Consider the following 20,708-nt stretch of genomic DNA (forward strand, 5'->3'; position numbering starts at 1 on the left):
TGCTTCAGGAAGGGGGAATTAGATTATGGAACAATATGGTGGAATTTTGACTATGGTGCTTATGGTCGCTATAATGTGGTTTTTACTTATTCGACCTGCACAAAAAAGACAAAAAGCAGCGAAAGAGATGCAAAACAGTTTGCAGCGTGGAGACGAAGTAGTAACAATTGGCGGTTTACATGGAACGGTAGATGCGGTGGATGAAACATCTATCTTCTTGCGTGTAGCTGACACGACAGTCTTGCGTTTCGACAAGCAGGCAGTTGGAAGAGTTGTAACGAACACATCAGCTTAATAAAAAGCGGTTATCTACTGGAATGTCCATAGATTGCCGCTTTTTTGTTTGCATGCGTATAGAACAAATGCCTGAAGGAACACTAGTTGTTTAAGGAGGCAGATTTGGGATGCATGAGTATGTGATTATCGGATTGCGGACGATTTTTTTATATGTCTTTTTATTGGTCATTTTACGAATTATGGGCAAAAGAGAAGTGGGAGAACTGGGTGTCATCGATATTGTGGTCTTCATTATTATGGCTGAAGTGGCGGCAATGATTGTAGAAACTCCTGACAAACCAATCATTGTAGGGGTTCTCCCTATTCTTCTGTTGCTCGTAATCCAATATATTTCTTCATTAATTTCTCTGAAAAGCAAGAAATTCAGGGATGTCGTAGACGGCAATCCGACCTTAATTATTAAAGATGGACAGATTCAAGAACAAGAAATGCGAAAACAACGGTATAATTTAGATGATTTATTTCAACAGCTGCGTGAAAATCAAATCGGCTCGATCCATAACGTCACCTATGCGTACCTAGAGCCTTCCGGTAATTTATCAGTGTTTACACGAGATGGCGATCTTCCCATAGTAGGTCTTGTTCTTGATGGAGAAATTCAAGAAGAACATCTCCGCTTAGTCGGAAAAACAGAAGAGTGGTTATTGAAACAGTTGCAAGACCAAAATATTTCGGATGTCTCGACTGTTTTTTATTGCTCATGGGAACAAGGCGATCTAAAGATTCAGATGAAAGAAAGTTAATACAGCAGGCTCAAAGCGCGACCTCTAGAATGCGTCCCCGCCTGGAGGGCAAATCTCGAGGATCCATAATGGCACACAAATTAGCTAATCCACACGTTCATTAATACCGTTTGACTAAATTACGAAGCATAATCCAATCTGACTTTTTTATTTGCCCTGTCAGCAATAAAAGGGCTAATAATACAGCGGATGTGATGACACATTCTGTAAATAAATGATAGGAACCAACCGGGATGAAGATAGGCCGCATGATCGCGGTTAAAAGGAAAGCAGCATAGGTCATGGCGAACATTGAGAAGCCGGTTGCCGTGGCTTTATTTTGCCGGATTGTCGCGATATGTAAAAACGAAGTGACCAATACGCCGAAACCGATCGCTAGGACCGCCCCTGTTTCCTGTAGACCAGGTTGCGATGCAAGAATGAACATGACCGCGAGTTTAGCAATTCCTCCGTACACCGAATTCATCATACCAGCTTTTGCGTCACCGGTAGCCTGCAAGATGGAATACAATGGACTTTGAATATAATAAAAGAAAAAGACGGGTGCCAAAATTGTCATATAACTGGCCCCTTCTACTACATGGAACAGCTTTTCGGCTAGTTCTTGACCATGAATATAAAATACCGTCGCTGCAAAAGCTCCAGTTAAAGCAGATAAGCGGAGTGCTAAATGAATGCGTTCCTGCAGCTTCTTTACATTGCTCGATGCGGCAGCCCCACTGACAGCCGGTACAAGCACGACAGATAATGCATACGGAATGAATGCAGGGAACAATAACAAAGGAATCAATACACCTGATATGACTCCGTACAAAGAGGTGGCGGCTACAGCTCCGACACCTGCCATACTTAGTGCACGTAAAAATATGATCGGCTCCAAAAACCAAGTGAAAGTACCGAATAGTCGACTACCCGACGAAGGAAGCGCGACGGAAAGGATGGGTCCCATCGGATAACGCGGCTCTTTTTTACGTTTCTTCGGCTGTTTGCGCTGATGTTGTTTGTATTTGTAAAGGAGATAGAGTACCGACAACACTTCTGCCAAAAATGTGACGACCATCGCATAGGCAGCATTGATCATCGGATCGTTTGGCGCCAGAATATAAGGCAGCATCCATGTAATAAGCAGGATTCGGAAGATTTGTTCAATGACCTGAGCCCACGCCGTTTCTTCTATCCGTGCAATCCCTTGAAAATAACCTCTTATTAAACCTCCAATCGCCGCAATCGGCACAATCGCTATGGCTACATAGAGAGCGGATGAGGTTGCTTCATTACCAAGCAGATTTCCCGCCAAATAAGGCACGAATAAAATACAGGCCGGGATGAAAACCGCTCCTGATAAAATCGTAATGAACGCCGACGTCTTCATCACTTGACGCAACTGCACATTTCCACCTTGCGCCTTCAGTTCAGCAATTACTTTCGCCATCGCAATCGGCACGCCCAACTGTACAAGGGAAAGAAAAAATACAAAAGCAGGATATGCTGTCATATAAATTCCAACTGTTTCTTCTCCAGCTACCCGCATGAACTGAATTCGGTACACGAAACCAAGCAACTTCGATAGAAATACAGCGGCCATCAAAAAAACTGTCCCGCGGATAAATGAAGACACCTCAAACAACTCCTTCTCAATTCCAGACTTTTCAGTTACACTATGAATACGTATTTTAAATTCCAAATATATGTTGAATTATAGTTTAAACATGAATTTATGCAGTAATGGACACTTAGTTGATTGGAGTGAAAGGCGGCGAAAGGCAAAGATATGCTCCCAACGCTTCGCTTGTGCTCGCAAAAGCCGTTCTTCGTTACGGCTTTTCCTGGGAGATCGGCGTGCGTCTTGAGACCCCGCAGGTAGCGAAGCGGACGAGGATGCTCAAGCCACGCCCCCTGGAAAGTGTCCGCCGGGAACGGAAATCACCGGTTTCTACGTTTTACTTTGTGTGTAAGTTATTTATTTCAGTTTATCTAGTTAAGTGTATGTACTAGCATTCGAAATATTCCGCAAAACAGACGAGGCAAGGCAGAAGGGGGAAGCGCCAATGGATCAGAAATTAGACGAACTGTACACACATGTATTGCCGGCACTAGAAAGCAAAAAGAACGAATTTCATCTATATGGTTACACCGTAGTCACGGAAAGAGGACTGTGGGACTATCTTGTACAAAAGAAATGGCGCAGAAAAGATATCTCCAATATGCGCCCTTATGAAATTGTTCAAGATTTATTCAAATTATCTCCCGCTCAATTTATGACGTATACTCAGACAGAGGCTCAGCGTAATAGCAGCGCGTTTCCAGAGCTTAGCGAAGAAGAGCGGGCCATTCTTTTTTCCCCAAGAAAATCAAATTGATTGGCATTTGACATCATGAACTATTTGACACAGACTTCCGACTGTTTCATAATTGGTATGTTGTACAATGAGAGAACGAAGTACGAAGTACATAACAAGTGCTGTGCCGCTCTAGTATATGAGGGGGAAAAGGAAATATGAAAAACAGAGGCAGGATTGTCGCGTTTTTGCTGCTGATTGTGATATTTGCATCAACGATCTTTTCAACGACAAATCCGATTTTAAAAGACGTCAAGCTAGGCCTTGACTTGCAAGGCGGTTTTGAGGTTCTGTACCAAGTGAATCCGCTGAAGGAAGGGCAAAAGATTACAGAGTCCACGGTAGCGGACACCGCGCGGGCATTGACGAACCGGGTCGACGTTTTGGGTGTCAGTGAACCAAGCATTCAAATCGAGTCGAACAACCGTATTCGTGTACAGCTTGCCGGGGTAGAAGATCAGGAATCTGCCCGGAAATTGTTGTCCACTCAAGCGAATCTTTCATTCCGTGATGCGGATGATAATTTGATGCTTGACGGGAATGATTTGAAAGAAGGCAAAGCAAAAGCCAATTTTAATGAAAACAACAGTCCAGTCGTCACATTAGAAATGAAAGATCCAAATAAGTTTGGAGAGGTTACAACTCAAATCCTTCAGAAGAAACCGGATAATGTGCTGGTAATTTGGTTGGATTTTGAAGAAGGCGTGGATTCTTATAAAGAAGAAATCACTAAGCCTAAACCGGCATTTATCTCTGCTCCTATGGTATCCAAGCCAATCAACTCATCCAGTGTTGAAATTTCTGGGAGTTTTACGGTAGAAGAGACGAAGAACCTTGCTGGTATTTTGAACGCAGGTGCGTTACCGGTTGATCTTGAGGAAATTTACTCCACTTCAGTCGGCGCACAATTTGGTGAACAGGCACTTGATAAAACGATATTTGCCGGAATAGTTGGTATCAGCTTAATCTTCATCTTTATGGCATTCTATTATCGTTTGCCAGGGATTGTTGCAGTTATCACCTTGTCTGTTTATATCTACTTGATCTTGTTGGTGTTTACACTGATCAATGGGGTACTGACACTTCCAGGGATCGCTGCATTGATGCTCGGTGTAGGGATGGCGGTAGATGCCAATATTCTTACCTATGAGCGGATTAAAGAAGAATTGCGTGTCGGAAAATCTATTAAATCATCCTTTACAGCCGGCGCCAAGTCATCATTCACCGCGATATTGGATGCGAACATTACCACTCTTTTAGCAGCGGTTGTATTGTTCATATTCGGTACAAGCTCTGTAAAAGGATTTGCGACCATGCTGATCATCAGTATTCTGGTCAGCTTTATCACCGCTGTCTGGGGGTCCCGCCTATTGCTTGGATTGCTTGTCCACAGTGGCAGCCTGGATGGAAAAACCGGTTGGTTCGGTCTTTCCAAGAAGCAAGTCCATTCGGCGGATGAAGGACTTGAAACATTGGATCTTACAACGAAGTTTGACCGTTTTGATTTCGTTAGGTCGAGAAAACGTTTCTATACGCTCTCAATTGTCCTGCTGATTGTCGGTGCAATTATGCTTGGAGTCTTCAAGCTGAACCTCGGAATCGATTTCTCCGGCGGTACGCGTGTAGAAATCCTTGCTGAACAGGCATTGGATCAAACGGAAGTTGAAAAAGAACTAGAAGCGATCGGGCATCCTTCATCTGACGTCGTCATATCCGGTGATGAGAAAAATATTGCCATTGCACGATATAAGGAAGACTTCTCGCAAGAAGAAGTGAATAAGATTAAGAAAGAGCTGAATGGTGTCTACGACTCAGAACCGAACGTTTCAACGGTTTCCGATACTGTCGGGAAAGAGCTCGTGCAAAATGCGATCAAAGCATTGGCTGTCGCTGCAATCGGCATCATTATCTATGTTGCCTTCCGTTTTGAATGGCGGATGGGATTGGCTTCAATCGTCGGTTTATTGCATGATGCATTCTTCATGATTGCAGTCTTCAGTATTCTACGTTTAGAAGTCGATATCACATTCATCGCAGCCGTTCTTACAATTATCGGGTATTCCATCAACGATACGATCGTCACGTTCGACCGGATTCGTGAAAACCTTCACCACACGAAGCACATTGACAGTGAAGATGAATTGGCAACGATTGTCAATAAATCCTTACGTCAGACACTTGGACGCTCAGTCAATACAGTCTTGACTGTAATCTTCGTAGTTGTTGCATTAATGGCGTTAGGTGCAGAATCCATCCGTCCATTCTCGATTGCATTGCTGATCGGTTTGATTGCGGGTACGTATTCTTCCATCTTCATTTCCGCTCAACTTTGGTTTGATCTGAAGAAGAAGCAGATCAACAAGGGTAACGGTTTGAAAGTAGAAAAAGAGAAAAAACAATGGGGCTCCGACGAACCAGTCGTTTAAGACGTTTGCAGCCTATCAAAAACAGGGTATACTCCGGTATATCCTGTTTTTTGATTGGAGGAATGAATGGAATGAGTAGAGAAAGTGGAAAGAATTTTCAGTGGACTGTGTTGTTAAGTTTATTGTTTGCGGTCATTATTGCAGTTTTCGCAGTTTTCAATGTCGATTCGGTACCTGTTAATTATCTATTCGGCACGGAAATGATTCCTCTCGTGCTGGTCATCCTCGGCTCGGCATTGCTAGGTGCCTTATTTAGTGGATTTTTCGCCATCTTCAAATCGTATATAGGCAGCCGACGTATAAAGGAGCTAGAGAAGAAGCTGCAAGCGAAAGAAGAGGAACTGACAAGGCAACAACGACAAATGCAAGAGATGGAAGAACAGATCGATACGCTGATGGCAGAAGTGCCGGTTGTGGAAGCAGAAATTCTTCCGCCAAAACAAATGTGATGCAAGAGCGGAATGGGCTGTGTTTCTCGCCTGACCGCTTTTTTCATGTGGTTTCCTTTCCGTCTCCGCCAAGATTCGATATAATACGAGATGAGGATGTGAACGTAATGATACAATCCAAAAAAAGATGGCAAATTGAACGTCCAGACGAACAGCTCGTTGAACAGTTAGCGAATGATCTGCAACTCTCTACGATGCTTGCGAAAATTCTTGTTGCACGGGGCGTCACGACCAGTGAGCAAGCAACAGCGTACTTGCATATGGATGAAACCAATTTGCACGATCCTTTTTTATTATATGGTATGACAGAAACGGTCGAATGTTTGAAGCAAGCAATCAAAGAACAAAAGCAAATTACGGTATATGGCGACTATGATGCCGACGGAGTGACTAGCGTAACTGTCCTCACGACTGCACTAGAACGTCTCGGAGCAAATGTAAACTTCGCTATACCGAATCGTTTTGAGCACGGTTATGGGCCGAATAAAGACTATTTTGAGCAATTACATACAGAAGGTACCGAAGTTCTCGTTACAGTAGACAATGGCATATCAGGGATCGAAGAGATCGCATTTGCTAAGTCGCTCGGCATGACCGTCATCGTCACGGATCACCATGAGATGGGCGAACAATTACCCGAAGCTGACGCGGTCATTCATCCGCGCCATCCGAAGGGCGAGTATCCATTTGGCGAATTGGCTGGAGTAGGGGTAGCATTTAAACTAGCTTCTGCATTATTAGGCGAGCCGCCACTCGATCTGCTGGAGTTTGTTGCAATCGGCACCGTAGCTGATCTTGTTCCGTTAGAGGATGAAAATCGCTATGCCGTCAAAGAGGGAATACGCAGATTGCGGCGTTCTAAGCGACCTGCTATTAAAGCATTGATGCAAGTGAGCGGGCACGAACAAGAGGCTTTATCGGAAGAGACCATCGGCTTTACGATTGGGCCTCGTTTGAATGCACCAGGACGTCTGGGAGATGCAGATCCTGCTGTTCATTTACTAAAATCAAAAGACGAGCAGCAAGCGATGGGGATCGCCGAGGAACTAAATGAACTCAATAAAGAGCGACAGCATTTGGTGAAAGAAATTGCAAAAGAAGCAGAAGAGCAAATCCAAATTCGCTACGGTAATCAGGTGCCGTACGTCTTGGTCATTGAAGGAGAAGGTTGGAACCCGGGGGTGGTCGGAATTGTCGCATCCCGATTGACAGAGAAATTCTATCGTCCTGCTATTGTGTTATCAATCGATCATGAGACAGGTTTAGCAAAGGGGTCTGCACGAAGCATTGAAGGATTTGATCTGTATAAGGAACTTTCAAAGAATGCTTCCATTCTGCCGCATTTTGGAGGCCACGCAATGGCTGCCGGCATGTCGTTAGAAATAGCAGACGTCGAATTGCTGCGGAGCAATTTAAATGAGCAGGCAAAAGAACTATTGACGGATGAATTGCTGCAACCTAAGTTGTCGATTGACGTTCCACTTTCACTTCATGAAATTGATATTGCAGCCATCGAAGCGCTCGAATTGATTCGGCCGTTTGGTGTTGGATTTCCGAAGCCTGTCTTTCTGCTCGAACAGCTGGAGACGGCTTCCGTTCGAAAAATTGGAGCGTCAAAAGATCATCTGAAATTGGAGATGGCAGACGGAGACGAGCGATTGGATGCCATTCATTTTGGTGCGGGCGCATTAGCGGATGAAATGGCGCCCACCATCAAATTAAGTCTAACGGGCGATCTGCAGATCAATGAATGGAACGGACGAAAGAAACCGCAAATGCTAGTGGAAGATATTAAATGCGACGAATGGCAACTATTTGATTATCGGGGAGTGCGGGACCCGGCAAGATGGCTGCCGCTTATACCGGAACAGGCTGCATTTGTGGCGTTTACGGAAGAGGCAATCCATCATTTCACTCCGTTTCTCAAGGATGTGCCGATTCAGTTAATCGGAAGAGACACACTTTCACCGGTGGATTCAATCGTGTTAATCGACTTACCGCAGGACGAAGAACAGCTTAAATCAGCGATCGGATCATCGCAGGCCAATCGAATCTATTTGCATTTATATGTCCATGATTCGATGTATTTCGAGAAAATGCCTGACCGCCAACAATTTGGCTGGTATTACAGCTTTTTGAAGAAGAGAGGGTCTTTTCACCTGCGAGATCAGATGGATATGCTCTCGAAACATAAGGGTTGGAAAAAAAGTACGATTAAATTCATGACAAAAGTGTTTTATGAGCTAGAATTTGTTACACTAGAGAATGGTGAAATCACTATGATGGAACCTGCCGAGAAACGTGATTTGGCAGAAGCGCCATCTTATAAAAAACGCCAACAGCAGATCAAATTGGAAGAGTTACTTCTTTATGCGCCGTATCAGGATTTGAAGAAGGTGTTCAACTCATTACGCAAGATTGAAGCTGTTGAGGAGGAAAAACTGTGGATTTAAAAAAGTTTGTAACGATTGTCGATGACTATCCAAAACCAGGAGTAAGCTTTAAAGATATTACAACGATTATGGACAACGGCGAAGCATACAAATACGCTACCGATCAAATCGTGGAGTATGCGCAGGATCTGGACGTTGATATCATCGTCGGACCGGAAGCTCGCGGCTTCATTATCGGTTGTCCCGTGGCATATGCGCTGCAAGTCGGTTTCGCACCTGTTCGAAAACCTGGAAAACTGCCGCGTGAAACGATCTCCGTTTTCTACGATTTAGAATATGGTCAAGATGAATTGACCATTCATAAAGATGCCATTAAACCCGGCCAGCGTGTGTTGATCGTAGATGATTTGCTCGCAACAGGCGGAACAGTTGGTGCTACAGTTGAACTAGTCGAAAAACTTGGCGGCGTTGTAGCAGGTTGTGCCTTTTTAATCGAACTTTCCTATTTGAATGGTCGAGAAAAATTGACCAATCATGACATTCGGGCATTGATTACGTATTAATTTAAGAATCCTTCGCATATTGCGGAGGATTCTTACTATATTTACCAAGCGCTGTAATTGATTCGTTTTACATTTAAGTGATACTATACATATAATAATATAATTAAATTTCGGAATAGGTTGAAAGGGGTAAGAGAATGGCGAAGAATCAAGACATGACAGAACAAGATATTTTTGAGCTTGTCGCCAAATACATGAACGAAGAACATGTCGACTTTATCAAGAAGGCGTTCGTCGTGGCAAAAGCTGCACATGAAGGGCAGTTTAGAAGTTCAGGTGAGCCATACATCAACCATCCGATTCAAGTGGCTGGGATTTTAGCAGAACTTCAAATGGACCCTGAAACGGTAGCAGCCGGTTTCTTGCATGATGTGGTGGAAGATACTGAAGTCAGCCGTGAAGACATTATCCGCGAGTTCGGGGATGAAGTGGCGATGCTCGTAGATGGTGTGACGAAACTTGATAAATTGAAGTTTAAGTCAAATGAAGAAAAGCAAGCGGAAAACCATCGTAAAATGTTTATTGCAATGGCCCAAGACATCCGAGTCATTTTAATCAAGTTGGCAGATCGCCTTCACAATATGCGAACTTTGAAACATGTGCCCGCTGCGAAACAACGTCGAGTCTCCGAGGAAACACTGGAAATCTTCTCTCCGCTAGCGCATCGTCTAGGAATCTCCACAATCAAATGGGAACTCGAAGATATTGCATTACGTTATTCCAATCCCCAACAATATTATCGTATCGTGAATTTAATGAAACAAAAACGTGTCGAACGAGAAAAGTATTTGCAGGATGTAATGGAGCAAATGCGGGTAGAGCTTGATAATATGGGAATCGCTTCCGAAATGCATGGAAGACCGAAGCATTTATATTCGATCTATCAAAAAATGGTCATTCAAAAGAAAGAATTCAATGAAATATACGATCTATTGGCTGTTCGAATTGTGGTCAAGAGTATTAAAGATTGTTACGCAGCGCTCGGTATTATCCATACTTTATGGAAGCCAATGCCAGGCCGATTCAAAGACTATATTGCCATGCCGAAACAAAATCTTTACCAATCTCTCCATACGACGGTTGTTGGTCCAGCGGGAGATCCACTGGAAGTACAGATCCGTACGGAAGAGATGCACCGTATTTCCGAATTTGGAGTGGCTGCTCATTGGGCATATAAAGAAGGCAAATCCGTCGCAAAATCTTCCAATGATATTGATTCAAAATTAACTTGGTTCCGTGAAATATTGGAGATCCAAAACGAATCTTCCAATGCACAGGAGTTCATGGAGTCGTTAAAGTTCGACCTGTTTTCCGACATGGTCTACGTTTTCACGCCGAATGGGGATGTTGTCGAATTGCCGCAAGGATCTGTGCCGATCGACTTTGCTTACCGAGTACATTCGGAAGTTGGAAATCGGACGACTGGCGCTAAAGTGAATGGGAAAATTGTTCCGCTGGATTCTTCTCTTGAAACCGGGGATATTGTAGAAATCCTTACATCGAAACAATCATTCGGTCCAAGCCGGGATTGGCTGAAGCTTGCCCATACTTCCCAGGCGAAAAACAAAATCCGGCAATACTTTAAGAAACAATTGCGAGATGAAAATATTATTAAAGGCAGCGAACTCGTCGAAAAGGAATTGAAATCCCAGGAATATGACGCTAAAGAGGCGTTAAGCCATGCGAATATTCAACGGACGATCGATAAGTTCAGTTTCACTTCCGAAGAAGATATGTACGCAGCGGTTGGATCTGGTGGAATTACCGCTCAGCAAGTCGTCAATCGGTTGGCTGAACGTATGCGCAAAGAACGCGAGCAAAAAGAGACCATCGATAAAATCGTTTCGGATATGAAAACGCCTCAGCCTGAGAAACAGACGGAATCAGGAGTCATCGTCAAAGATGTCGACAATATGTTGATCCGAATCTCAAAATGCTGCAATCCGGTGCCTGGGGATGACATCGTCGGCTTCATTACGAGAGGTCGGGGAGTCTCCGTGCATAGAACGGATTGTACCAATATTTTATCGGAAGATGGTCAAAGTGAACGATTGATTGACGTGAAATGGGCATTGCCTGACGAGAAAATGCGCAAAGAATTCCAAGTCGACATTGAGATTTCTGCATTCGATCGTCAAGGTTTGCTGAATGAAGTAATGATGGTTGTAGCGGATATGTCGACACCAATTATTGCAGTCAGCGGCAAAGCGGATAAAGACAGTATTGCGCATATCCATATGTCAATAAAGATTCAGAATATTACTCATTTACAACGCACCGTCGAGAAAATTAAACAGATTAAAGATGTTTATTCAGTAGAACGAGTCATGAATTAAAAAGGAGGGGCTGACTTATGCGCGTGCTATTGCAGCGGGCGAAAGATGCGTCTGTGACAGTGGATGGAGAAATTGTCGGCTCCATTGCTAAAGGTTATGTGTTACTGGTCGGGATTACGCACGAAGACAGCGAAAAGGATGCGGCCTACTTGGCTAAGAAAATAGCGGGGTTGCGAATTTACGAGGATGACGAAGGTAAAATGAATCGCTCCATTGAAGAAGTGGAAGGTGCCATTTTATCGGTATCTCAATTCACTTTATACGGCAATGTTCAAAAAGGCAGACGACCGAGTTTTATTGGCGCCGCAAGACCAGAGCAAGCTGAACCATTATGGGAGTACTTTAACGAACAGCTCCGCAACGAAGGACTTCATGTTGAAACCGGACAATTCGGAGCCATGATGGATGTTCAATTGACCAATGATGGACCTGTGACGTTGTTGGTGGAATCGCCTAAGGCGTAACTTCGGCGTAAGATTTTTATTTAATTATCTGCGGGCATAGTAGTTTTAGTTCTAGTAATGTTATTGAAGCTTGGCAAAGGAAAGCATCTTAAATGATGCTTTTTTTATGTAGAGATTTAATGGAGATGAATTGCTGCCGTTAAGGATGATCAACATTCTAAGTTTGATAATTACTTTAAAAATGAACAAATTGTGATTTGCTAATCGTCTAAAACCGGAATTGGTTACAACTTGCAAGAAGATATTCAAGTAAGAGGTAAATAGAGTGTCATTTGTATTTAACAAGGGAATGAATCTTTGCAAGGCGAAGACGTTGCATTATTAATGAGGGCTACTACAGTGTGAAATTACACTAGGGGTGGAATGAAAGATGAAATGATAGATGCGGCTTACTATATTACCTTTGAGAAAGACTTTTAAATTCAATTTCAGAAGAGTTAACTACATATAATTCAATATAAAACGAGAAATTTTGAAAAAGTATTAATGATTACATCTACAATTTAGTTGGGTGGTGTTTCTGGTTTTATTGTTGGCGCCGGATTTATCAGCACTTGGGTACTTAAAAAGCGTTAAGATAGCTTCAGTTCTGTATAATTTAGTTCATACCTATACCATTCCAGCTATACAAATGATCTGCGGTTTATTGATAGACCACCATCATGCTTTAAAGGTTAGCTTAATCTGGATTGCTCATATCGGGATGGATAGAATGTTTGGATATGGATTGAAATATCCAACAAAATTTCAAGATTCTCATCTTAATCGTGTTTGAGCGCTATACTAACAAAATTTATTTAGGTAAGAAGGTAGTGTGTGTTGGATATAATTACTGCAAAATTAATGTATATTGCCATATTTATTTTTATCATTCACTCAATCGAGACACTCGCTTATGCCGTGAGATTATCAGGTGCCAGGGTAAAGATGATTGCTTCCGCTTTATCCCTTTTTAATATCATGGTGATGTTTTCAAGATTGGCAAATATGATGCAACAACCCTTTACGGGAAGTTTAATCGACACTGCACCAGGTAGTCATGCACAGGAGTTCGTAGCAACGCAATTTCGATTTCTTATAGGTGCATCAACAGTTGGAACAATTTTTGGCATGTTGTTACTACCTACTTTTATCGCCCTATTTTCAAGAGCGATTATTCATTTATCTGAAGAAAAGGGATCTGTTCCATCTTTAGTTAAAAGGTTATTTTCCTTACAGTATATAAAACGCGGTGTAACTCATTTCAATTTGCCTAAATTTTCGTATCTAAAAGATACAAAAATGAAAGATATTCCAATACGATTATTTTTCGTCAATATGGTAATAACAGCGATCTATACCATTGGTGTGTTATCTGCGTTGTATGCAGCCCTGCTCGCACCTGAACGGGCATCGACAGCTATTATGGCATCTGGCTTAATAAATGGAATGGCTACCATACTGCTAGTTATTTTTGTTGACCCAAAAGTTTCTGTTGTTGCTGATGAGGTTGTAAATGGAAGAGGGAGTTATCAAAAGCTTAAAAATCTCTCCTTGATGATGGTTTCGTCAAGGTTATTGGGAACGTTGTTGGCACAATTATTTTTTATTCCAGGAGCAAAATATATTGCTTGGTTTACTCAATTTATCGTGTAACATTCTTCGTCAAGCGGGCGTTTTAACCGCATTATGGAGCGCCTGTTTTTATATGAAATACTGCAGCCGTAATAGGCTATATTGCAAATTACTGAATGATTTTAAATTATTGATTTAAAATAGTGTGCTATTCTTCGATAGGGAGAGTAGCTTTTTTGTTTCACCAAATATATTTCACTAAAAACTAAGACGGTATTCTAGATTTTAGAATTTTTTCTCTTTGTTGTAAACTTTCTTAACGAGTGCATTTCATGATTACTAGAACGCCTACTACGATGTGAAAGATTTAAATATAGATAGTATAGAAATACTAGAAAAAATCACTTATGGTACAAAGGATGAAATAGCAGATATTATCAATAAAGCATCATCAGAAGGGGGCAAAGATAATTATTAACAAATACTTGCTAATCGGTAGGGGATGCTCCTCTCAATTGAAGCAATAAGCCAGAATGAATACACATCCTTCAATTTAGTAACATCATCACGAATCCGAGATGTTTCTCTTGCACATTTATCAATTGAGTAGTAAAGTGAAGATGACACAAGGGAGTGCTGGACAATATGAAAAAGAATACTCGTGGATCATTAATCTGGCTGCGACTCGCTCGATTTACACATCAAAGTAACTTACTTTCAAATGACTTTTTAAAGCAATTTGATTTAACAACTGCACAATTTGATGTGTTAATGCAAATTTCAACATACCAACCATTAACACAAAGTGAACTGGCTGAGAAAGTAACCGTAACGCAGGGCGGTATTTCGCGTATGCTCGCTCGCCTTGAAAAAGAAGGGCTTATTGAACGTAAGCAAGATTGGAAAACAAAAACGATTTCCTTAACAAAGAAAGGGCAGGACAAACTGGACAATGCGTTTGAAGCTCAGCTGGAGTTTCAATCTTCATTCTTTGATGAGTCTTTATCTGAAGAGGAACAAAAGACTTTGTATTCGCTCATATCACGCGTGCAAAAAAATAGCGAAAAAAAGAAATTGTCAAACAGATAATTTTTTTACCTCATCACTTGATTAATCAAATGAAAAACAGGAGGAAAACTTATGAATACAATTCCAGGACATCATCATATTTCAATGATTACAAAAAACGCAAAACAAAATAACCGTTTTTACCGTGACATACTGGGTTTACGGCGTGTGAAAAAGACGGTAAATCAAGACGAACCATCAATGTATCACTTATTTTACGGCGATAGAACAGGAAGCCCTGGTACGGAGTTATCATTTTTTGAGATACCGATGGCTGGCCGGACGCATCGAGGCACAAATGCGATCACTCGAATCGGCTTGCTTGTACCGTCAGAAGCGAGCTTAATTTACTGGAAAGAACGTTTTGAGGAATTCGGCATACAACACAGTGACATCACAACCTATGCCAATAAAACTGCTCTTCACTTTGAAGATTCCGAAGGCCTTCGCATGGTGCTTCTTGTGTCGAATGGAGAGAAAGTGGATCACTGGGAAACATGGGAAAGATCAAATGTGCCTGAAGAACATCAAATTCAAGGGATGGGCGCTGTGGAAATTACGGTGCGCCGACTCGATAAACTAGCGCGTACGCTTACGGAAATATTTGGCTATACACAAATTTCGCGTACAGAAGATGAAGCGATATTTCAATCGATAGAAGGTCAAGTATTCGGTGAGATCGTTGTGAAATCTATAGATGGACCTAGTGAAAAACCAGGGCGCGGCAGTATCCATCACTTAGCGATTCGTGTGAAAGACGATGCAGAGCTCGCTTACTGGGATGAACAAGTACGAGCAAATGGTTTTCACTCATCGGGGATTGTAGACCGTTTCTACTTCAAGAGCTTATACTTTCGCGAATCAAATGGTATTTTATTTGAAATTGCAACAGACGGACCAGGTTTTACAATCGATGGAGATATCGAAACACTGGGCGAAAAATTAGATTTGCCACCTTTTTTAGAAGGCCGACGTGCGGAAATTGAAGAAAAACTACAACCTATTGAGGAGGACTAATTATGGAAAACTATCGTATCGACCCGTCAAAAGGTATGGAATTTGGATTGTATTCATTAGGAGATCATATGCCGAACCCACTAACAGGTGAGCGGATTTCGGCCCAACAACGAATCAATGAATTAATTGAAGCAAGCAAACTAGCGGAACAAGCTGGAATTGATGTCTTTGGCGTTGGTGAAAGTCATCAAACATATTTTACCACTCAAGCTCATACCGTTGTCCTTGGTGCGATCGCACAAGCAACAAGTAAAATTAAAATCACAAGTTCTGCAACCGTATTAAGCGTATCAGACCCTGTACGTGTGTATGAAGATTTTTCCACAATCGATTTAATATCCGACGGCCGTGCAGAAATTGTTGCTGGACGTGGCTCCCGTGTAGGGGCCTATCAATTACTAGGCGTCGATTTACAGGATTATGAAGAAATCTTTGAAGAGAAGTTGGAACTCCTTAAAAAGCTAAATGAAGAAGAGTATGTGACATGGCAAGGAGAATTCCGTGCCCCATTAAAAAATGCAAATATACTTCCTCAACCCAAAAATGGTTCACTACCAATTTGGCGTGCGGTCGGTGGCCTGCCTGCAAGTGCCATTAAAGCGGGTGTAATGGGAATTCCAATGATGCTGACTACATTAGGCGGACCAGCAAGCAACTTTAAACCTTCTGTTGATGCATATCGCGAGGCAGCTGAACAAAGCGGATATGATCCAAAAACATTACCGATTGCGACAACCAGCTTGTTCTATGTAGCTGAGACTACAAAAGAGGCTTTGCAAGGTATGTACCCTCATATCAACGGCGGATTCCTGGCAATTCGCGGCGGCGGCTATCCTAAGCAGCAATTTGCTCAAGCACCTGATACACGCGATGCACTAATGGTTGGCAGTACACAACAAATTATTGAAAAAATGCTGTTCCAATATGAACTCTATGATATGCAGCGTTTTATGGCGCAGATTGACTTTGGCGGGGTACCTTTTGAAAAGATTATGAAAAACATCGAAATTATCGGGAACGATATTATTCCAGCCATTAAAAAATATACAGCAAAATAACGGGAGGTAATAACATGAAAATCGTCGCACTTGCTGGATCAATCGTCGGTTCAAAGACAAAAACCGCTATGCTGAAAACAGTGGAAATTCTTAAACAAAAATATCCTCAGCATGAAGTCACGCTCATAGATTTAGCGGAATATACAGTAGAGTTTAGTGATGGACGTAGTTACTTTGAATATGAAGGAGATACGAAATACGTTACAGAGACCATCATGGCAGCAGATGCCATGATTATTGGAACGCCGACATTCCAGGCATCGATTCCCGCAACACTTAAAAACATCTTCGACTTACTCCCTGTTAACGCTTTTCGAGACAAAGTCGTAAGTAGTATCGTGACAGCTGGTACAGCGAAGCATTATTTAATGGTGGAACAGCAATTAAAGCCAATCTTGGCGTATATGAAAGCACACATCGTTCCAACATATGTATTCATAGAAGAAAAGGACTTCTTACGTAAAGAAATTGTGAATGATGATATCCTATTCCGTTTAGAACGATTGGTTGAGGATACAGTATTAACAGTAGAAGCATTCGAAGCCATTCGTAGGAAAAAAGACGAAGAATATGATTTTTAAAAGGAGTGCATATAATCTTTAACAAAAATCTATATGGGCTGTTCTGTTAATCATTATTTGGATTGGTATGGATTATTCGGTTGAAATTAAAAACTAATAATAGAAATCTTATTTCTCAGTAATAATTAGATTTAAAAAGTAATTCTCGTTTTCGAGACATTTAATTTGATTTCCAATCGATTGATTGGTAAAGTGAAACAGAGTTAACGAATGGATTTTATTTTTTGTCCAATATCTCTAATACGAGACATATGAAGTGGCTACATTCAAAATTGAAAAAGACACTTTTTTTAGTTGATCTTTATCAATTCAAGAAAATACACGTGTTTTTTCTTGTAGCTAACCCAAACTAACCCATGATGAAAAAGAAAAAATTACTTATTTAGATAAGAGAAAAATGAGGGATATATAATGGAAATCAAAGGAATACATCACGTTACAGCGATCACTAGCAGCGCAGAAAAAAACTATGAGTTTTTCACTTATGTTTTAGGCATGCGTTTAGTTAAAAAAACGGTGAATCAAGACGATATTCAAACGTATCATTTATTCTTTGCCGATGATAAAGGCAGTGCAGGCACAGACATGACCTTCTTTGACTTTCCCGGCATTCCAAAGGGAGTGCATGGTACAAACGAGATTTCAAAAACATCATTCCGAGTGCCGAGTGACGCTGCATTGGATTATTGGGTAAAACATTTTGAACGTTTAGAAGTTAATCATACAGGGATCAAAGAACAGTTTGGCAAAAAAATTCTCTCTTTCGTTGATTTTGATGATCAACAGTATCAATTGATTTCAGATGAAATCAACAAAGGGATTGATTCCGGTACGCCTTGGCAAAAGGGTCCGATCCCAATTGAGTATGCGATTACTGGTTTAGGACCTGTTTTTATCCGGATTGCGAATTTTGATTATTTTAAAGAAATGCTGGAAAAAGTTTTATTATTTAAAGAGACAGCTCAAGAAGAATCATTCCATTTATTTGAAGTAGGTAAAGGCGGAAATGGTGCCTCAGTCATCGTGGAACATAATGCGCTTCTTCCTGAGGGCCGCCAAGGCTTTGGTACAGTACACCATGCGGCTTTCCGCGTAGAGGATCGTTCAGTACTTGAGGGATGGATTGACCGGATGAATAGTTTTGGATTTCAGACATCTGGTTATATAAATCGCCATTTCTTTGAGTCATTGTATTCAAGGGTTGCACCACAAATCTTATTTGAGTTCGCGACAGATGGTCCTGGTTTTATGGGAGATGAACCTTATGAAACGCTTGGGGAAAAATTATCTTTACCTCCATTCCTGGAGCCTAAACGTGAAGAAATAGAAAAATTGGTTCGTCCGATTGATACAGTAAGAAGCACGAAGGAATTCATTAAAGAATAAAACCAGAGGCTGGAACACAAACTTTCACTAGTAATTTTGGTTTTCAAACGAATGGATGAATTTTTGCGGCTCTAGCAAGGTTTACAGTAAAACAACTTAGAATACACATCCTCTCAACTATTTTGTACTTGAATTATGTTGCAGGGCAAAATATTGAATATCAAATATATTCAAAGGAGGTGGTTATAACTAAACGAAAAGAGGAAATCATATATGGGAATTTTAAATAAAATATTCGGGAGAACAAAGGAGAATAAAGATATGTCAAACGTCAAATTAGCAGTAGTTTTTTATAGCATGGGTGGAACAAATTATCAACTATCAAAATGGGCAGAAGAAGGAGCCAAAGAAGCTGGAGCAGAAGTAAAATTACTAAAAGTACAAGAATTGGCACCGCAATCCGTTATCGATGGGAACGAAGGATGGAAAGCTACTGTTGAAGCAACGAAAGACGTTCCAGTTGCAACATCAGAAGATCTTGAATGGGCAGATGCAATCATCTTTAGCGCTCCGACTCGATTTGGAAACATGCCATCACAAATGAAGCAGTTCCTTGATATTCAAGGCGGGCTTTGGGCTGGTGGAAAAACAGTGAATAAAGTGGTAAGCGCAATGACTTCCGCGCAAAACCCACATGGTGGTCAGGAAGCGACCCTTTTATCATTATATACTTCCATGATGCACTGGGGAGCTATTATCGCAACCCCTGGTTATACAGACCAAGTCCTATTTGGAGCAGGTGGAAACCCGTATGGAACTAGCGTAACTGTAGGACAGGATGGAAAAATGATTGAAGATGTCCAAGCGGCTGTCAAACATCAAGCGAAGCGTACAGTGCAAGTTGCGGAATGGGTTAAAAAAGGAAATCAATAAGAAAATACAAAGGCTGACCGATATTTATTCGGTCAGCTTTTTTTACGTTGTGAAGATTTATCGTAAAGGTCAAATTGAATTGTTTACAGTGATCAGCATTTCTTTTGCAATGAGGAATGCTGTTTACCTTTGGCTGAAATTCAAAGAACTTCACAAAAATGTATGGAAACCGATAAATATTTATTGTAATTCGATAAATAATGTATTATTATCAAATAGAAACTAAATATGCGAGGTGCTTTTTGTGAAACATGGTTCAACATTATTTTTAAAGATAGCTGTTATTTTTATTGGCCTTCCTGTTCTTGCTTTGTGCATCTTTGCGCTGCCCCAACTCGCGAGTGTAGCGATTGCAGAGGCCGTGAAAGGTGCAAAGTTGGGTTATGTGATAGTAGGCCTTTTAGTAGTTATGTATGTATCGGTGCTCCCGTTTTACTTTGCATTGTATCAGGCATTTAGACTATTAACGTATATTGACAAGAACCAAGCCTTTTCGGAATTGTCAGTAGGGGCACTGAAAAAAATTAAAACTTATGCCCTCTCAATCAGCGGTTTGTATGTGATCGCGCTGCCATTGGTTTATATCATCGCGGAGTGGGATGACGCACCGGGTCTCATATTAATTGGGCTGGTCATGGTCGGTGCATCCATGGTGATCGCGGTCTTTGCTGCTGTTCTTCAAAAGCTTTTAAAAGATGCGATCGATATTAAATCCGAAAATGATTTGACGGTCTGAGGTGAATAATATGGCGATTATAATTAATATTGATGTGATGTTGGCTAAAAGGAAAATGAGCGTAACGGAGCTTTCACAAAGAGTTGGTATCACGATGGCCAATCTTTCTATATTGAAAAATGGCAAGGCAAAAGCGATTCGATTATCAACTTTGGAGGCAATTTGTAAGGCTTTGGATTGTCAGCCAGGCGATATTTTAGAATACAAAAGTGATGAAAACGCTCAAGAATGATGAAGGTATATATTTAGTGCAACCTTCTACTAAGAGTACGGCACTTTTGACTTGGTGGTTCTCGTCTAACATTCTGCGCTGTCACCTTTTAATTAGCAAATCCGAATAATACTTTACGAACTGGATCTACTAGATGTAAACCCCAGCAATCTTCCTATGTGAAGTTTGCTGGGGTTTTAAGTTGGATGTGCGG

At 41.4% G+C, this 20,708-nt stretch carries 19 protein-coding genes and 1 pseudogene; 19 read left to right on the plus strand and 1 reads right to left on the minus strand.

Features of this window, described 5'->3' with window-relative positions; all coding sequences use genetic code 11:
* Positions 1 to 25 precede the first annotated feature (25 nt).
* Both yajC and H7J92_RS09160 read left to right on the plus strand, forming a co-directional pair.
* Positions 26 to 295 carry a preprotein translocase subunit YajC gene (gene yajC, locus H7J92_RS09155; RefSeq protein WP_009497465.1) on the plus strand — a complete coding sequence of 90 codons (270 nt, stop codon included), beginning with the start codon at positions 26 to 28 and terminating at the stop codon, positions 293 to 295.
* Between the two features lie 109 nt (positions 296 to 404).
* Positions 405 to 1,040 (plus strand): DUF421 domain-containing protein, encoded by a 636-nt coding sequence (locus tag H7J92_RS09160; RefSeq protein WP_009497464.1) that lies wholly within the window; start codon positions 405 to 407, stop codon positions 1,038 to 1,040.
* A 100-nt stretch (positions 1,041 to 1,140) separates the two neighbouring features.
* Here the strand turns inward: H7J92_RS09160 and H7J92_RS09165 are convergent, their stop codons facing one another.
* Positions 1,141 to 2,658 (minus strand): putative polysaccharide biosynthesis protein, encoded by a 1,518-nt coding sequence (locus tag H7J92_RS09165; RefSeq protein WP_040759189.1) that lies wholly within the window; start codon positions 2,656 to 2,658, stop codon positions 1,141 to 1,143.
* A gap of 430 nt (positions 2,659 to 3,088) precedes the next feature.
* On the opposite strand from H7J92_RS09165, the gene H7J92_RS09170 reads away from it, so the two are divergent.
* From H7J92_RS09170 to H7J92_RS09250, 17 genes and pseudogenes are all read left to right on the plus strand, one after another.
* Entirely contained in the window at positions 3,089 to 3,400 is a 312-nt protein-coding gene (locus H7J92_RS09170; RefSeq protein ID WP_221836615.1) for a post-transcriptional regulator, read from the plus strand.
* A 137-nt stretch (positions 3,401 to 3,537) separates the two neighbouring features.
* The gene (secDF, locus tag H7J92_RS09175; RefSeq protein WP_221836616.1) at positions 3,538 to 5,805 is read left to right on the plus strand and encodes a protein translocase subunit SecDF; all 2,268 of its coding nucleotides are present in this window, start codon (positions 3,538 to 3,540) and stop codon (positions 5,803 to 5,805) included.
* A gap of 71 nt (positions 5,806 to 5,876) precedes the next feature.
* The gene (locus H7J92_RS09180) at positions 5,877 to 6,254 is read left to right on the plus strand and encodes a LapA family protein (protein ID WP_221836617.1); all 378 of its coding nucleotides are present in this window, start codon (positions 5,877 to 5,879) and stop codon (positions 6,252 to 6,254) included.
* A 107-nt stretch (positions 6,255 to 6,361) separates the two neighbouring features.
* Positions 6,362 to 8,707 (plus strand): single-stranded-DNA-specific exonuclease RecJ, encoded by a 2,346-nt coding sequence (recJ, locus tag H7J92_RS09185; RefSeq protein ID WP_078816750.1) that lies wholly within the window; start codon positions 6,362 to 6,364, stop codon positions 8,705 to 8,707.
* A complete protein-coding gene (locus tag H7J92_RS09190; RefSeq protein ID WP_009497457.1) occupies positions 8,698 to 9,210 on the plus strand; it encodes an adenine phosphoribosyltransferase in 513 nt (170 codons plus the stop codon). Before recJ ends, H7J92_RS09190 begins: the two co-directional genes overlap by 10 nt.
* Positions 9,211 to 9,347: 137 nt before the next feature.
* Positions 9,348 to 11,546, plus strand: a complete 2,199-nt coding sequence (locus tag H7J92_RS09195) for a RelA/SpoT family protein (RefSeq protein WP_221836618.1) — start codon at positions 9,348 to 9,350, stop codon at positions 11,544 to 11,546.
* A gap of 17 nt (positions 11,547 to 11,563) precedes the next feature.
* The gene (dtd, locus tag H7J92_RS09200; protein ID WP_221836620.1) at positions 11,564 to 12,010 is read left to right on the plus strand and encodes a D-aminoacyl-tRNA deacylase; all 447 of its coding nucleotides are present in this window, start codon (positions 11,564 to 11,566) and stop codon (positions 12,008 to 12,010) included.
* A 505-nt stretch (positions 12,011 to 12,515) separates the two neighbouring features.
* A pseudogene (locus H7J92_RS09205) lies at positions 12,516 to 12,785 on the plus strand (DUF4260 domain-containing protein); the annotation flags it as partial.
* Positions 12,786 to 12,829: 44 nt separating this feature from the next.
* Positions 12,830 to 13,645, plus strand: a complete 816-nt coding sequence (locus H7J92_RS09210; RefSeq protein WP_078817013.1) for a lipid II flippase Amj family protein — start codon at positions 12,830 to 12,832, stop codon at positions 13,643 to 13,645.
* Positions 13,646 to 14,209: 564 nt separating this feature from the next.
* Positions 14,210 to 14,653, plus strand: coding sequence for a MarR family winged helix-turn-helix transcriptional regulator (locus H7J92_RS09215; RefSeq protein ID WP_009497449.1), 444 nt, complete (start codon positions 14,210 to 14,212; stop codon positions 14,651 to 14,653).
* Positions 14,654 to 14,704: 51 nt separating this feature from the next.
* Complete coding sequence (locus tag H7J92_RS09220; RefSeq protein ID WP_221836623.1) at positions 14,705 to 15,649, plus strand: ring-cleaving dioxygenase; 945 nt, start codon at positions 14,705 to 14,707, stop codon at positions 15,647 to 15,649.
* Positions 15,650 to 15,651: 2 nt separating this feature from the next.
* Positions 15,652 to 16,707, plus strand: a complete 1,056-nt coding sequence (locus H7J92_RS09225) for an LLM class flavin-dependent oxidoreductase (protein ID WP_221836625.1) — start codon at positions 15,652 to 15,654, stop codon at positions 16,705 to 16,707.
* A gap of 14 nt (positions 16,708 to 16,721) precedes the next feature.
* The gene (locus H7J92_RS09230) at positions 16,722 to 17,288 is read left to right on the plus strand and encodes an NADPH-dependent FMN reductase (protein ID WP_221836628.1); all 567 of its coding nucleotides are present in this window, start codon (positions 16,722 to 16,724) and stop codon (positions 17,286 to 17,288) included.
* 408 nt (positions 17,289 to 17,696) lie between these two features.
* Complete coding sequence (locus H7J92_RS09235) at positions 17,697 to 18,674, plus strand: ring-cleaving dioxygenase (protein ID WP_221836702.1); 978 nt, start codon at positions 17,697 to 17,699, stop codon at positions 18,672 to 18,674.
* A 261-nt stretch (positions 18,675 to 18,935) separates the two neighbouring features.
* The gene (gene wrbA / locus H7J92_RS09240) at positions 18,936 to 19,547 is read left to right on the plus strand and encodes an NAD(P)H:quinone oxidoreductase (RefSeq protein WP_040759591.1); all 612 of its coding nucleotides are present in this window, start codon (positions 18,936 to 18,938) and stop codon (positions 19,545 to 19,547) included.
* Positions 19,548 to 19,791: 244 nt separating this feature from the next.
* Complete coding sequence (locus H7J92_RS09245; protein WP_040759186.1) at positions 19,792 to 20,283, plus strand: DUF2975 domain-containing protein; 492 nt, start codon at positions 19,792 to 19,794, stop codon at positions 20,281 to 20,283.
* A 10-nt stretch (positions 20,284 to 20,293) separates the two neighbouring features.
* Positions 20,294 to 20,515 carry a helix-turn-helix domain-containing protein gene (locus H7J92_RS09250; RefSeq protein ID WP_009497437.1) on the plus strand — a complete coding sequence of 74 codons (222 nt, stop codon included), beginning with the start codon at positions 20,294 to 20,296 and terminating at the stop codon, positions 20,513 to 20,515.
* Positions 20,516 to 20,708: the final 193 nt, after the last annotated feature.

The organism is Sporosarcina aquimarina, assembly GCF_019748715.1.
Taxonomy (GTDB): Bacteria; Bacillota; Bacilli; order Bacillales_A; family Planococcaceae; genus Sporosarcina; species Sporosarcina newyorkensis.